The 12,555-nt window shown below is 67.1% G+C and carries 18 protein-coding genes; all 18 read right to left on the reverse strand.

Features of this window, described 5'->3' with window-relative positions; genetic code table 11:
• Positions 1-14: 14 nt before the first annotated feature.
• Entirely contained in the window at positions 15-674 is a 660-nt protein-coding gene (locus WFK36_RS11545) for a hypothetical protein (RefSeq protein WP_336791779.1), read from the reverse strand.
• Between the two features lie 149 nt (positions 675-823).
• Entirely contained in the window at positions 824-1,138 is a 315-nt protein-coding gene (locus WFK36_RS11550) for a hypothetical protein (RefSeq protein WP_336791780.1), read from the reverse strand.
• Positions 1,125-2,789 (reverse strand): hypothetical protein, encoded by a 1,665-nt coding sequence (locus WFK36_RS11555; protein WP_336791781.1) that lies wholly within the window; start codon positions 2,787-2,789, stop codon positions 1,125-1,127. Before WFK36_RS11555 ends, WFK36_RS11550 begins: the two co-directional genes overlap by 14 nt.
• Positions 2,790-2,798: 9 nt before the next feature.
• Positions 2,799-4,238, reverse strand: a complete 1,440-nt coding sequence (locus tag WFK36_RS11560) for a phage portal protein (RefSeq protein ID WP_336791783.1) — start codon at positions 4,236-4,238, stop codon at positions 2,799-2,801.
• Positions 4,239-4,253: 15 nt separating this feature from the next.
• Positions 4,254-4,895, reverse strand: coding sequence for a terminase (locus tag WFK36_RS11565; protein WP_336791785.1), 642 nt, complete (start codon positions 4,893-4,895; stop codon positions 4,254-4,256).
• Positions 4,879-5,928 (reverse strand): terminase, encoded by a 1,050-nt coding sequence (locus WFK36_RS11570; protein WP_336791786.1) that lies wholly within the window; start codon positions 5,926-5,928, stop codon positions 4,879-4,881. The genes WFK36_RS11565 and WFK36_RS11570 overlap by 17 nt, the downstream gene beginning before the upstream one ends.
• Positions 5,918-6,421, reverse strand: coding sequence for a hypothetical protein (locus tag WFK36_RS11575; RefSeq protein WP_336791787.1), 504 nt, complete (start codon positions 6,419-6,421; stop codon positions 5,918-5,920). The genes WFK36_RS11570 and WFK36_RS11575 overlap by 11 nt, the downstream gene beginning before the upstream one ends.
• Positions 6,422-6,489: 68 nt before the next feature.
• Positions 6,490-6,729: a DUF7427 family protein gene (locus tag WFK36_RS11580; protein WP_336791788.1), complete on the reverse strand. Its 240-nt coding sequence runs from the start codon at positions 6,727-6,729 to the stop codon at positions 6,490-6,492.
• Positions 6,729-6,923 (reverse strand): hypothetical protein, encoded by a 195-nt coding sequence (locus WFK36_RS11585; protein WP_336791790.1) that lies wholly within the window; start codon positions 6,921-6,923, stop codon positions 6,729-6,731. Before WFK36_RS11585 ends, WFK36_RS11580 begins: the two co-directional genes overlap by 1 nt.
• 168 nt (positions 6,924-7,091) lie before the next feature.
• Entirely contained in the window at positions 7,092-7,448 is a 357-nt protein-coding gene (locus tag WFK36_RS11590; protein ID WP_336791791.1) for an HNH endonuclease, read from the reverse strand.
• 127 nt (positions 7,449-7,575) lie between these two features.
• Entirely contained in the window at positions 7,576-7,758 is a 183-nt protein-coding gene (locus tag WFK36_RS11595) for a hypothetical protein (protein WP_336791792.1), read from the reverse strand.
• Positions 7,755-8,063 carry a hypothetical protein gene (locus tag WFK36_RS11600; protein WP_336791793.1) on the reverse strand — a complete coding sequence of 103 codons (309 nt, stop codon included), beginning with the start codon at positions 8,061-8,063 and terminating at the stop codon, positions 7,755-7,757. Before WFK36_RS11600 ends, WFK36_RS11595 begins: the two co-directional genes overlap by 4 nt.
• On the reverse strand, positions 8,056-8,613 hold the full coding sequence (locus WFK36_RS11605; protein WP_336791794.1) for a hypothetical protein: 558 nt from the start codon (positions 8,611-8,613) through the stop codon (positions 8,056-8,058). The genes WFK36_RS11600 and WFK36_RS11605 overlap by 8 nt, the downstream gene beginning before the upstream one ends.
• Positions 8,610-9,065 (reverse strand): hypothetical protein, encoded by a 456-nt coding sequence (locus WFK36_RS11610; protein ID WP_336791795.1) that lies wholly within the window; start codon positions 9,063-9,065, stop codon positions 8,610-8,612. The genes WFK36_RS11605 and WFK36_RS11610 overlap by 4 nt, the downstream gene beginning before the upstream one ends.
• Complete coding sequence (locus WFK36_RS11615; RefSeq protein WP_336791796.1) at positions 9,062-9,931, reverse strand: hypothetical protein; 870 nt, start codon at positions 9,929-9,931, stop codon at positions 9,062-9,064. The genes WFK36_RS11610 and WFK36_RS11615 overlap by 4 nt, the downstream gene beginning before the upstream one ends.
• A gap of 3 nt (positions 9,932-9,934) precedes the next feature.
• Positions 9,935-11,173, reverse strand: coding sequence for a hypothetical protein (locus tag WFK36_RS11620; protein WP_336791797.1), 1,239 nt, complete (start codon positions 11,171-11,173; stop codon positions 9,935-9,937).
• A 384-nt stretch (positions 11,174-11,557) separates the two neighbouring features.
• Entirely contained in the window at positions 11,558-12,037 is a 480-nt protein-coding gene (locus WFK36_RS11625; protein ID WP_336791799.1) for a hypothetical protein, read from the reverse strand.
• Complete coding sequence (locus tag WFK36_RS11630) at positions 12,034-12,414, reverse strand: hypothetical protein (RefSeq protein ID WP_336791800.1); 381 nt, start codon at positions 12,412-12,414, stop codon at positions 12,034-12,036. Before WFK36_RS11630 ends, WFK36_RS11625 begins: the two co-directional genes overlap by 4 nt.
• Positions 12,415-12,555 lie beyond the last annotated feature (141 nt).

Raw genomic sequence — 12,555 nt, forward strand, 5'->3', positions numbered from 1 at the left:
CCGCCGGGCTTCGGTTATTTCTTGGCTGTTGCTGCGTAGTAGTCGTTGAGACGTCCGACGCCCGGTGCCGCAGTCGAGGCGGTCGAGGACCCCGCGCCGGCACCGGCACCATCGGTGCGCTGCTGCGTCCCTGCCTGGGCGTCCATTGCGGCCTTGAGCTGCTTAGCGTCGGCTGCCATTTCCTCCGGCGTGGTGCCCGAGATTCGCTTGGCCCACTCGAGCGACAGACCCGCCGCGGCGGCTGCCTCGTACTGCGCCGCCTTCAGCGTCGCGGACCGATGCTCGGCGTCCTTCTTTGCGTCAGCATCGGCCTTGCGCTGCTCGTCGGTCTTGTTCTTGTCTTCGATCGCGTCGAGCTTCTGCTGCAGCTCGGCGCGCGCCTTTCGCTCTGCGACGAGATCGGCGAGCACGGAGTTCTTGGAGTGCTCGCTCTTGAACCCGTCGCCGCCGTCGGCGTTGTTCGTCGACTGCTGCCCGCCGTCGGCGCCGCCGTCACTCCCCGCGCCGGCACCGTCAGTGCCGCCCTGACCGCCGTCGCCGCCGGATCCCGCTCCCCCGCCGTCGCCGCCCGCCATTGAGAAGAACCGGAGACGAGGCTTAGCCCCGATCCCCGACGGTGCAGGCGGGCACGGAGCGAGCGGGTGCTGAACGTTCGGAAGGGTGCGGCGATGCATTGGTCGGCTCCATCTCGGATGCGGGTCCGGCTCTCCCGGACAAACGAAAAGGGCCCGGCCGCATCACGCGGTCGGACCCTGAAATGACGAAACCCCCAGCCGTTTACGGCATGGGGGTAACCACCGATTCGATTATGCCTGTGGATAACTCACGATGCAAGCCGCCTACGTGCCTCGTACCGGCGGCGATACTCCGGGTCGAACCGCACCGCGAGCTCGTGCTCGTCAAGCGTCTCGACACCGAACTCGGCGCGAACGTGCGCCAACACCTGCTCGGCGAACGCCGGCGCGTCTGGCCCCTCAACAACCAGCTGCGTTGAGAACCCCGGGGTGTCCGGATCAGACGTGGCGAAGGCCCACGCCCACGCGTCGACATCGGACGACTCCAGCGACGCTGCGGCAGCCTCCACCGCGGCGGGAGACGGACCGTCCCCAACCCAGTACATGACCTCAACGCTGCCCACGCCGCCATCCTACCGCGACCGGCAGCCCATCAGCGCCGTTGATGATCACTGTGACCTCATCGAGGTTGACTCCGTGCTCCTGGATCGCGTCCTTGAGCGCAGCCGATACTGAGGAGATCGTGCCGTCAGTCCCTCGCGCATCGATCACACCCCGGCGGCACTTCTGGGCGATCAGGCGGACGTTGGCCTTGAACGACAGGTAGTTGAACGTGATCCCGTCATCCGGATTCAGCTTCTTGAACTCGACCGGGGACGAGCGCACACCTTGGGTGACGGCGTCGGGCGCCTGCCTCGTCCGCGGCCCCTCCTTGAACGTCCTGACCGACAACACCGGGACTTTCCTAGTCAGCAGCCACTCAGCGATGGCCTTCTCGTGGACGAGGAACTCGTCCCAGCGGTGCTCATCGTCAGCGACGACCTTGCCGAACTCCTCGAGCTGATGCCTGGTGAGCACCTTCGAGGGGTCGACCGGCGTACCGCCCGGCTGCGCAGTGACGTGAGTGTCGATCGGCAGGTCGTCGTTATCCCCGGCACCCCCTGAACCACGGTTGCGGTTCCCACCACCGCCACCGCCCGCTCCGCCGGCGGGCCCCTTGACCTTCTTGACCTTCTTCGACGACTTCCCCATATAGCCGTAGAACTGGAGCATCTCGCGAGCGAGGCCGTCATCGTCGCCGGCGACACGGTAGATCGTCTCCGGCATCAGGCGCGGCAGCTTCTTTGAGGTCTTCGCGCGCATCGACTTGTGCGCAAGGCCCCGCTTGGTCATTCCCTCTGTGGTGGTGTCGCGGGCGGTCGCGTACTTCCCTGTGCCGTTGCGGATCTCGGCCGCCTCCGCATCGGTCAAGCGCTGCCCCGATGCAGGGCCGAGACCAGCTCCCCGTCGAGCGTTCACCACCTGTGAGATGTCGGCGCCCTCGCGGATCGCGCGAGCACCGGCCTTGGTGAAGATGCGGTCCTGTTCGGCCTCGCTCAGACTGTCGAAGTGCGCGCGGGGGTCGATGGTGCGCGCGTCGAGGTTCCGCATCGCGGCGGGCACGTGCTCGCAGTCGCACCGCGGGTGACGGTCGAATGCGTGCGACGACTTGTAGACGCGGCCTGCGAGGACGACGCACCTCGGGCAGGACGCGCCGACGAGTCGTCGCGTGTACCCGACACCGGGGCGTGCGATCGTGTGCAGCCCGGTCGCCACGCGTGAGGTGTCCGACGTGAGTGTGCGGACCTTGGTCACCAGATCGAGCGCGCCAGCGGCCCATCCAGCGGACTGCGAGGCCGCCTGCCCCGCGGCGTCGTCGGGCATGACGAGCGACTGCACTTTCCGCTCAACCGTCGGCAGAGTCGTGGCGAGCAGCGAGTCGATCGGGAGGCCTTGGCCGTCGACGCCGACGAGGGATGACGCGTCGATCTCACCGACTGCGGCGATCGGTGTTCGTTGCTCGGCCAGGACCGCGGGCACGAACTCTTCGGAGATCCCGATAAGTTGCGCCTGAGCTTCGGCGATGCGCCCTGCCATCGTCGGCGCGTGCTTGTCCATCCACGCCTGCGGGTCGGCTGGCGCGCGGCGCCCCCACTCGACGAGTAGGTGGCGCAGCAGCGCATCGACGATGTCGTGGCGGGCGGCTGTGTAGCGGAGCTGCGCGTCGAACGCCACGGCGCGGTGCTATTCCTGCGGTGCGGGTTCGAGCGCCGACATCGACGACGTGGCGGTCAGTTGGTCGATCTCCGACCGCGACTCCTCGAGCGCGTGATCGATCCACGCCTGCACCTTGACCGGCGTCGCGCCGGGGAGCATGTCCCAGGCGTCGCGCTTGGGGAACCCCTGCGAGATCAGCTTGACGATCCCGTCGACGATCTGCCCGAAGCTCTTCGGCGCCCGGTCGGCCCATGCGAGGCGGCGCGACTGCGGGGAGCGACCGGCCGCGATGTCCATCAGCTGTAGGACCTCGTTGAACCCGCCGGACGCTTCTGCCTGGAGGTCGGAGACGAGCGACTGGAGGGTGGCGTCGGCTCCGGCCATCGCGTCGCCGGAGAGGTTGGCCATTTTGTCGAGTGCGTACTGCGGCGGGATCTGCGCCATCGTGAACAGGTCCGTGAGGAACCGAATGTACACCTCGACGTAGTTCTTGAGGTTCGACTCTGCGAGGTCGAAGACCTTGGTCTCAGAGCCAGGGAACACCAACAGGCGGTCGACGCCTGCGCGGCCACCTGGGCGTAGTGCGGGGACCGGTTCGCCTCCCGGTCCGACGATCGGCTCGCCGTTCTCGTCGGTGATGTAGACGATGTCGCCGGAGTCGTTGCGCAGGATCGGGTCGTATCCGACGACCACGCGTTGGCGGTACGCGCTGAACTGCATCGCCAGGAGGGTGTTGAACCTGATCGTGTTGATTGCGTTCTGCATGGGGATCAGGTCGTCGATCGCCGAGTGAGGGACCGCGTCGGCGTCCAGCCGCGAACCGAACGACACGAACGGCACGGACTTCAACCCATGGTCAACGGTGCCGACGTCCTCCCACTTGCCGTACATGCCCGACGACTTCTTCTCAAACCTGGTGCACTTCGTCTCGTCGTACACGACGGCCACCTCGAGGCCACCGAGATCGGCGTCGGCGGGCAGAATCAGCGACGAGGTCCGCGGCCGCTTCTCGGTCCACGACTTGACCGCCCACGCGCGCGTGAACGGATCGTCGGCGCGGCCCTCGATGTGCACACGCCGGCAGTTCTCGATCATCATCCGCGGGCCGGACGGGCTCTTGGACACCGACATGACGCCGCGACCGTGCACCATCATCTGACTGAACAAGATCCTGCCGCGCGTCTGCATCTGCGCAGCCTCCATCGTCGCCCACGCGTCCTTGTCGATCTCGCCGTCGGCGTCGGTGACCGACTCGACCTCCATCCGCTGCACGGGGACGTCCATCGCCGGCCGCAGCCAGTTCGCGATCGACTGGTCTCGGAGCTCTTGGTACTCGACACTGACACCTTCGGGTGCGTATGGGAGCTGCTGGTCGCCGCGGTAGTTGTCCTCCCGGCGGTTCCAGTCCTTCTCGCCCGTGCTGAGCGCGTTCAGGCCCATGTGGAGGCGGTCGATCACGGTGTCCATCGCTGGTCCTTCGTCTCAGTTGAATCCGTACATGCGGTCGGAGATCTTCTTGCGGGGCTTCTCGTCCCAGCCGTTGGTGCTGGTAACGTCACCGGCCGCCTCGCGGGCAAGGATCGACGCGATCGCGGGGTCGATCTTGCGGTGGTACTCGCCGTGCGGCTTCCCCAACCCGTAGCGCTGCCCTGGCAGCGGTACCTTGCGGGCGTTGCCCATCGCCTGTTCCGTCAGTGGGCATCCGTCGTGCGTGATCGCGCCGGTGCGGAGGTCGGTCTCGAAGGTCTTGATCGCCTCGTACATGGGCTTCTGCCGGTTGGTCGCCCACTCCACGACCTTCTCGGCGCCATGTTCGGCCGCCCACTCCCCGATCTCGGTTCTCCACCCGAACGGGTCGCAGTACATTCGGGCGACCTGCCACCGCTCGAACACCTCCGACACCGCGACGGCCACCTGATCGCGCGGGATCTCCCCGCCCCACTCCTCGGGTCGCCAGATCGTCGGGCGACGGTCTGGCCCGTAGCGGGGCGTGAACTGTCGGCCTGCGCGCGTCTGGCATCGCAGCGCCGTCCAGTCGTCGGTCTCCGATCCGTCGAAGCCTGCGGTGATCTGTGTGCCCTTCGGCGGGTTCGGCAACCACACCCGGTTAGGACGCGTTGGCATACGCCTTCTCCCAGAGGTCGTCCTCGAGCCAGGCGCCCATGCCGGTCGTTACTCGGTTGCCGAAGAACCGTTCCGCCTCGGCGGGGTCACGTTCCATGTACTCGTCGACTTCCGCCTCGATCGTGGGGATCGTGACCCACGGTGACGACGAGTAGACCTCCTGAAGGATCTTCCGGCGATCGCGCTTGTTTCCCCAGCTCAGGGACTTCGGCGGCTGCCGCCAAAACTTGAACACGTCCTTTGCGCTGGACTCCCACGTCTGCTGTGCGTCGGAGTTCTCCGACGCGTCCCAACAGTTCGTCGTCGCCATCGTTCGGCCGTCCATGCCGGCGGCGCCGCGGCGCTGCGTCTGCGCTACCTTCAGGAGCTTGTTCGACTTGAGGTAGAGGCCGTTCTCGTCGTGCAGCGCGAACGTGATCGGGTTACCGAGGCGAGAGTTCGCAGCTGCGGTGACGACGTCGATGCGATTGTCCTCGCCGGGAAGTCGGATGAAGTCCTCGCGGATCAGCATCAGCTCTGCGAGCGGGCCCATCTTGATCATCGACCGAAGTGGGCGGTACACGTTGTCGACCTGATCCTCGGACGTCGCGGTCAGCTGGATCAGCGGTGTCGGGTGCGGCATCCCCATCGGCTCGCCCGGCTCGTACTCGTGCTCGAACCCGCAGCCGCAGCCCCAGTCCGCGCACGAGTACCCGTCGCCTTTCTGTGCCCATCCTGCGAACAGTGACGGGCCGACCGCTTCGACCGCGACGATCGTCGCGGACCACGGGCCCTTGCCTGACTTCTGTGGACCGACGATCAACGACCGGCGGTAGACGAACGCCTGCGACTTCATCGGGCGGCGCGGCTGCCACTTCGCCGACTTGCGGACCTGGTAGTGGTTGGCTGTGCACCAGAACTGATCATCGGACATCACGAACGGCTGCCCCTGGTCGAAGCCGTCAGGGACCGAGCAGTGCGCACGCACCCACGGGTCCTGCACGTGTGCCAGCGTCGGGAAGTCTACGAGGAACGACTCCGGCTCAGTCGCCATTGGGCACGGTGCTCATCCGGCGCCCGCCACCGTTCGTTCGAGCCGCACGCCGGGTCGACGCCTTCACTTTCTCGTGCTTCTCGACCTGCTCCGGGTTCGACGCCGAGTCGTCGGGGACGATCAGCCAGCCGTTCTCCTTCAGCCCGGCCGGCGTGAGCCCGATCTGGTCGGCGAGACGCTGCGCGGCGTTGATCGTCGCGGCGGTCGCCTCCCGGTCCTCGGCACGCACCAGCCACCGGACGTACATCGCCACGACGCGATGGCGCCACTTCTCCCGCGCCCACTGCGCTGCCTGCGGTGTCCGCCAGAGGTCCGCCCAGACGATGCCCTCGCGCTCGGTCGCATCGACCAGCAGCTCCGACAGCGGAGGGAAGTCGCCGGCGTATCCACCGACGGGGAGCTTCGTCGCACGGACGTCCCGTGCATCAGAGCGCGCCGAGTGCATCGACGGCGCCGGGCCCGACCGATTGCGGGCACCACCATGTCCAGCCATGATCATCATCCGTTCCGCCCGGCATCTCGCCGAGCATCAACACGCGCGGCGTCTCGCCACGCAGAGGATCAGCGACGCGTCCAGCGCATCGCCTGATAGACGTCGAAGCGCGCCGGCACCCACCGCAGCAGGTGCAGCGCCGTCGCGACGACGACGTAATTCACGAACCACCGGATCACCCGATGGCGAGCGCGCAGTCGATCAACGACCCGCGAGATCAAGTGCTCGAGCTGCCCCGAGCGATGGCACCGCCGCTCCCACACCACAACGAGCGCGACCAGCGCGGCGAGCACCTGGCCGCCAGTCATCAGTCGTCGGACGGTTCGTCGTCGGCCATCGCGCAGTCGACGAGCCGGGCCACGCCGGACACGAGCCACGAGCCGACGTACGATCCGACGACTCCCATCGCAAGAAGCCAGGTCAGTGCTCCAGTCAGTACGAGCGCATCCACCAACATCAGCCCCTGTCCCTTCTCCGGATCGTCTTGAACCCTCCGCACCATTTACAGCCCTCTCCGGCGGCGCGGGGGACGGTAGGCCGGTCGGGGGTACCCCCCTGGGGGTGCGTACATGAAAACGATTTTCAAAATTTTTGATTCAAAAATTTTTGAAATTTTTGCCTTAATTTTCCGGTCTCGAACCTCCACCGAAGCCGCCGATAGCTGGAGTCTTCAGGGCGTCTGGTAGCGCTTCGCCCGGCGGACCTGCGCGAGGCGGTTCTTCCTCGAGTTGCACGAGCGGCACAGGACTTCGAGCTCTCCGTCCCACGCGCCGCCGTCGGCTTGCTCCACGACGTGATCGGCAGTGAGGTCGGTCGACGAGTGAGGATCACGGCCGAAACCTCGACACCATGCACCGTGCTTCGCCTTGTGCTCGTCGACTGCCCTGCCTCGACGTTGCCGGTCGCGGTTGCGGTTGAGCTTGGTCGGTACGGTCCGGGCCTGCCTGCGATCCTCGGCGGCACGGTGCTTCGGGCACCGGCTCCGGGTCGACAGCTCACCGCACCCGGAATCAGCGCACGCGCGCATCGGCGCCCTCACCACGACGTCGCCCCCTCGAACGACAGAACCCGCGCACCCTGATCAGGGCACGCGGGAACCAACGAACTCATTGTGCCCTGTGGATAACTCCACTCGCAACCGTGCACGCTGCTGCTCATCGCCTGCGCTTGCGTCCCGGCTTGGCCGGGCACAGCTCGTGGTGACCCTGCGTCGGCGGATCCCACTCACAGTCCATGCACCGACCGGCGGCACGACGCTCAGCCGGAGTGAATACCTTCGCCGGCATCATCGCTCCCGCCACCTTGCCGTCACGTCGAGCACGGTTCGCTGTCGTCATCGGGACTGGCTCGGCGTCCAGCCCGCGATCATGCGGGGGAACCAGCGACGCGGCTGGTGGTCGGGGTGCTCGGCCCATACCTGCGCCACCACCAGCAACCCGGCAGCCAGAGGTGAATCGAAATGTGATTCACGATGTGAATCCAGCTGAGCCTCGATCGAGTTCGCGACCGTGCGCAGCGCATCGACCATGCGGCCATGTCGAGCGCGGAGTGCTGCGTCGTCGATCGACGCGCACGCCTTCGCCTCCTCGTCGAGTCGAGCGTGCGTGAAGGCGACGATGCTGACGGCAGCGTCATCACTCACCGATCTCACCCCCCGTCTCGTCGAGCGCACGAGTGATTCGCCGGTGCGCGAAGGTGATGCCGTGGTAGAAGCTGTCTGGTCCTCCTGCTGCACTCTTCTCCCCTAGCGTCGCGAGCCACTCCTTATGCCCGGCAGGGTCGCTGCTGTTGAGATCGAATCGATGAGCGTGGATGAGTTCGTTCGCTGCGCGCACGCGGCGGACTGTGGCGATCGCCGGTGTCGTTCGGTGGCGGCGCCAACTGGCCGTCAGACCTTCGCCCGCGAGTCGTCCAGCGGCGATCATCTCCGCGCCGATCTGCTCAGCCTGCACGCCCGTCCATTCACCCTCCTCACTCCAGACGGTGCCCTGGACCGCACTAACGCCCGCGGACGGGAAGTACGGGTGGCGGCCGGGGTCATCGTGCACAGGCTCGGGCAGCTTCACGACGGCGTACCCGGCGGCGGCGAGGGCCTTGAGTCCCGCCTCGGCGCAGCACTCGGTCTCGTCACGTGGGAGTGCCGCACCCCAGTGCTCGTACAGTTCCGCGGCGAGCGTCTCCTGCGCGCTCACGACTGTGCCGCCTCGGCGAGGACCATGTCGACGACGCGGCCAAGCGCCTCGCCGTGAGTGCCGGCACCGAGGCCGCCGTACTCCTCCAGCGCTTTCTCGATCAGCGCCGTCCGCGCAGCGGACTGCCGCAGCGTCCGCGCTTCGATGCGGGCCTCGTCGCGGTCGTACACGGCTTCCGCGTGAAGCCACTCGAATACAGCGCACGCGTCGATCACCTCCTGGTACCGACCGTCGCTGAAGTCGCGCCACTCGTTCAGTTGGTCGATGTCCCCACGGAGCTTGTCTCGCACTGTCTCTGCGTCGTGAAGCTCGCGGGACAGTCGGGCCCAGTCGCCGTCCTTCAGTCGCTCGATCTCGTCGATGCACTCGAGCAGCGCCTCGTGCTCGTCGTCGTTCGTGCCGTCGTCACCGATCGCGCGTCGGGCTCGGTCCAGGATCTCGTTGGTGGTCATCGGTGGTCTCCTGCCTTGGGGTCGATCAGTTGTTTCGCGAGCCAGTCCCATTCGCGGGCGGCCCACGCGGGCATGCCTTTCCACTGCTGGCCGTACGCGGTGGACGGTGGTGTGCACGAGAGTCCGTGGCACACGATCAGTGGCTCGACGCCGCGGCCGGCCATCTCGGCGTGCGCGGTGTCGGGGTCGAGGGGCTGGCCGAGGTCCATCTCGGCCGGGTAGTGGATCCGCATCGTCGGGAAGTGCGTGCCCTTCGGTGTGCGGCCGGTGCACCACGGGCAGATCCCTGCGAGCTCCTGGCCGTCGCGAGCATCGCCGAGGAGTCGGGCGACGACAGAGACGACCGGCGCGAGGCGGTGCTCCACCCAGTGCGCGATCGGCTCGTCGTCGTCGATGGTCGCGGCGTGCGCCTGCGGGAGCAGCCGGAGGACGATCAGGATCCACGAGCGAGGGTCGAGTGACGCTCGGCGTGGTGGCTGCCAGACCTCGGCCCTGTACTGCGGGAGGGTCCGCGTGATCTCGTTGTGAATCCAGGTGACGGTCGATGCGATCTGCGAGAGCGCGTCGAGCGCGGAGACGTCGGCCGGCGACGAGATCGCCGTGCCTCGGACGCCGATCCGCTCGAGCTCGGACATGCGGAGCATGCCGGCTGCGCGTCGCTGGTCGTGCTGCACCCAGTGTCGGGGGGTGCCGCGCTCGCGGATGCCGCACACGTAGGGCCACGCGCCGTACAGGTAGTTCAGGTCTCGGACGTCGTCGCGGAGTTTGGCTCGGGTGACTGCGCGCTGCGTCTCCCGGAGCTCGGCGGTCGTGCGTGGTCGAGGTGCTTTGAGTGCGGCGAACGGGGTGAGGTCTAGTGCTGTCACGAGTCAGTCCTTCGGGCGTGAGCGTCCACCACGACCACCACGACGGCGATTGCGAGACTGACGCTGAGAGTGATGGTGGGTAGGTGGAGAGGATTCGCTTCCCGTCCCGGCCCGTCCCGACCCGTCCCGACCAGAGACGGCAGGTCGTGTACCCCTGCGATCTGTCCGATCAAGCTGGTTTCCGGCAGATCGGGTATCGCCTGGTGGTGGCTCTGCGGTGGCGGACTCGGCCCCGGCAACTGTCAACTTTGGGTTGATCGTTGGGGTCGGGTCCGCCGCCGCGGGGTGCTCGTCGGTGATCGGCGCGCGGGCTGCTGCCATACCCGGGTTCGGGTCGGCGCTGCGTGGTCGTGCTGCCTGATCGGGCGAACCGGCGCTGCGTGCTGCTGCCATACCCGGGGTTGGGTCGGCGCTGCGTGTGGTCGCTGCTGCCTTGTTCGGCGTCTTCGACGTCGGAGTCGCGCTCGGAGCGGTGCTCTGTGCTGCGGTCATGCCCGGCGTGCCCACGCTGGATGCGCGGCGCTTAGACGAACCGTCCGGAATTTCCGGAGAGTTGGCGCGGTCCTGCCGGGGGCGGGAGCCGCGGACGAGCTGGCTGAGAGTGTCCGGTGACGTGGCCGACGGGACGGGGAACCCGTTGTCGGCGCGCCAGCGATTCTCAGTGAGCCACCTGATCGACACTGTCGAGAAGATCGGTTCGTCGGGTGGGTCGAGCAGTCCAGTCACGCCGGCGGGCATCACGCCCTCTTGGCGACTGGAGTTGCAGGTCTTGCAGCAGACGACGTACGTGTCCACCGTGGCCGGCTCTCCCGGATCAAGGTGGTCATAGGTTCCGGAGCGTCCGGATCTCCGGTCGTTCCAGTCGACGACCTTGCCGCACCACCGGCATCCGTCTCCATCTCGGAGGCGGACCGGTACTACGAGCGAAGGCCTGTTCGCGTCTGCCTTGCGTTGCCTCTCCCAGTCGATGTCCCGCTTCAACCTGAGGTGGAGGAAGTCGGGTACGTCGTCGACGAGCTTCCACACGGTCGCGCCGTCGAGTTCTTGCCGGGCCATGAGTCCGGTGAACTCGCATACGGCGAGGAGTGTGGTCACCCTGGCGCCGCCGATGATGGTCGCGGTGCCGAGAGTGACGACGTAGTCGGTGAGGTGAGCTGCAGCCTGAGTGCCGCACCGGACGAAGAATCCGAACACCTCGTTCAGGAGGCGCTCGTCGTTCTCCGGGTGCTCGAGCACGGTCATGGGGATCGGATGGAACGCGCTGGTGTCACCAAACCGGGCCCACATGCTGGTCTGCTACCTCTCGACGATCGAACTGGGACTGTGAATCGTTGGTTCTGTGGGCGGGGCTCGGCCTCGTCCGCGGGGAGTCATGCCCACGCTCCGACGACCAGCAGAATCGCGACTGCGAACAGTGCGACGTCTTCGAGGAGCCGCAGAGCGTGCCGGCGGACGAAGGCCTTCACCGCTCGTCCCCTGCCTCGGCGATCAAGTTCCCGGACGGACCGAACACGCGCCACGCGCGAGGTGCCCACAGGGGGTGCTTCAGCCGTCTGGAGACAGCCGCGGAAGATGGCTGATCCTCGGGAGCGAGGATGCCGTCACCGTCGACGATGAGCCAGGGCATCAGCCGCGCCGCACGTACGGGATGTGCGGGAGACCCGGAGGGATCTCGCCGAGCGGGACATCGTCGATCGGCGCGTCGCCGGCAGGGTCAGCGTCGCCGTTCCGCTCAACCGCGGTGATCCTGACGCCTTCGATCCTGATCGTCGTCGACGTCGACTTCACGGCTTCGATAGCCAGGCGTACCCGGTGATCGCGGTTGCGTTGGTCGGAGCACCGCAGGCACGGGCACACAATCGGGTAGTCGGATCGGAACTCACGGATCTCGCCGTACAGTACGGTCTCGTTCGACCCGAGGACTCGGTAGTAGTACCCGTCTGGGGTTACTAGACCGGGCCGCGGTGCGTGGTCTCCTGCATCCCCCGGTGTGCCCCACGGGGCCTTGGTGAACGTCGGCGGGATCCGGTCGACTATCAGGTCGCGGCCGTCCTTGAGGATGACGCGCTGCAGCGCGAAGTCTTGGTGGATGAAGTGCTCGGTCATGGAATGTACGTCCCGTCGATGTGGAAGTTGGAGGGGTGGTGGGGCCGGTCGATCTCGTACTCGACGCGGACTCCTTCGGGCAGCGGGCCGACGGTGATGGTGTCGCCGGGCGACCAGGCGGACGCGGGCACCTGCCAGACGTCGAACCCGTCAGCGTTCATCCCGAGGCGAACGAGCGGGACGTCGACACCGACGCCGACGAGGCTCCGGTTTCCGTCGTCGTCGACGATGCTCGGGAGCGGGGAGCCTGCGTGCGTGGCTCGGGTGCACCAGGTGGGCTGCCCGCGGCGCTGCCAGGCTGGTGTCGCGGCGGTGGTGCTTGAGCGAGGCTTCCGGCGGGTCGTCGTAAGCGGCGTGGAGCACAAGTCGTTTGTCATCGGCGTTGCTTTCTGGGCTGGAGATCGAGAGCGTCGAACATGGGCTGCTGCCCTTCGATCTCGGCGGTTGGGGTCATGCCTTCGGCGCCGAACCAGCGGTACAGCTGCTCACGCCGTTTGAGCGGGAGCGAGTGCCACCAG

Source organism: Gordonia malaquae, assembly GCF_037148075.1.
In the GTDB taxonomy this organism is placed as follows: Bacteria; Actinomycetota; Actinomycetes; order Mycobacteriales; family Mycobacteriaceae; genus Gordonia; species Gordonia malaquae.

Bases quoted from the DNA above. Each gene is read 5' to 3' on its own strand.
- WFK36_RS11630 (WP_336791800.1), bottom strand. From the start codon at position 12,414: ATGACAAACGACTTGTGCTCCACGCCGCTTACGACGACCCGCCGGAAG.
- WFK36_RS11580 (WP_336791788.1), bottom strand. From the start codon at position 6,729: ATGACTGGCGGCCAGGTGCTCGCCGCGCTGGTCGCGCTCGTTGTGGTG.
- WFK36_RS11575 (WP_336791787.1), bottom strand. From the start codon at position 6,421: ATGGCTGGACATGGTGGTGCCCGCAATCGGTCGGGCCCGGCGCCGTCG.
- WFK36_RS11545 (WP_336791779.1), bottom strand. From the start codon at position 674: ATGCATCGCCGCACCCTTCCGAACGTTCAGCACCCGCTCGCTCCGTGC.
- WFK36_RS11570 (WP_336791786.1), bottom strand. From the start codon at position 5,928: ATGGCGACTGAGCCGGAGTCGTTCCTCGTAGACTTCCCGACGCTGGCA.
- WFK36_RS11610 (WP_336791795.1), bottom strand. From the start codon at position 9,065: ATGACCACCAACGAGATCCTGGACCGAGCCCGACGCGCGATCGGTGAC.
- WFK36_RS11590 (WP_336791791.1), bottom strand. From the start codon at position 7,448: ATGCGCGCGTGCGCTGATTCCGGGTGCGGTGAGCTGTCGACCCGGAGC.
- WFK36_RS11620 (WP_336791797.1), bottom strand. From the start codon at position 11,173: ATGACCGTGCTCGAGCACCCGGAGAACGACGAGCGCCTCCTGAACGAG.
- WFK36_RS11560 (WP_336791783.1), bottom strand. From the start codon at position 4,238: ATGGACACCGTGATCGACCGCCTCCACATGGGCCTGAACGCGCTCAGC.
- WFK36_RS11585 (WP_336791790.1), bottom strand. From the start codon at position 6,923: ATGGTGCGGAGGGTTCAAGACGATCCGGAGAAGGGACAGGGGCTGATG.
- WFK36_RS11625 (WP_336791799.1), bottom strand. From the start codon at position 12,037: ATGACCGAGCACTTCATCCACCAAGACTTCGCGCTGCAGCGCGTCATC.
- WFK36_RS11595 (WP_336791792.1), bottom strand. From the start codon at position 7,758: ATGACGACAGCGAACCGTGCTCGACGTGACGGCAAGGTGGCGGGAGCG.
- WFK36_RS11565 (WP_336791785.1), bottom strand. From the start codon at position 4,895: ATGCCAACGCGTCCTAACCGGGTGTGGTTGCCGAACCCGCCGAAGGGC.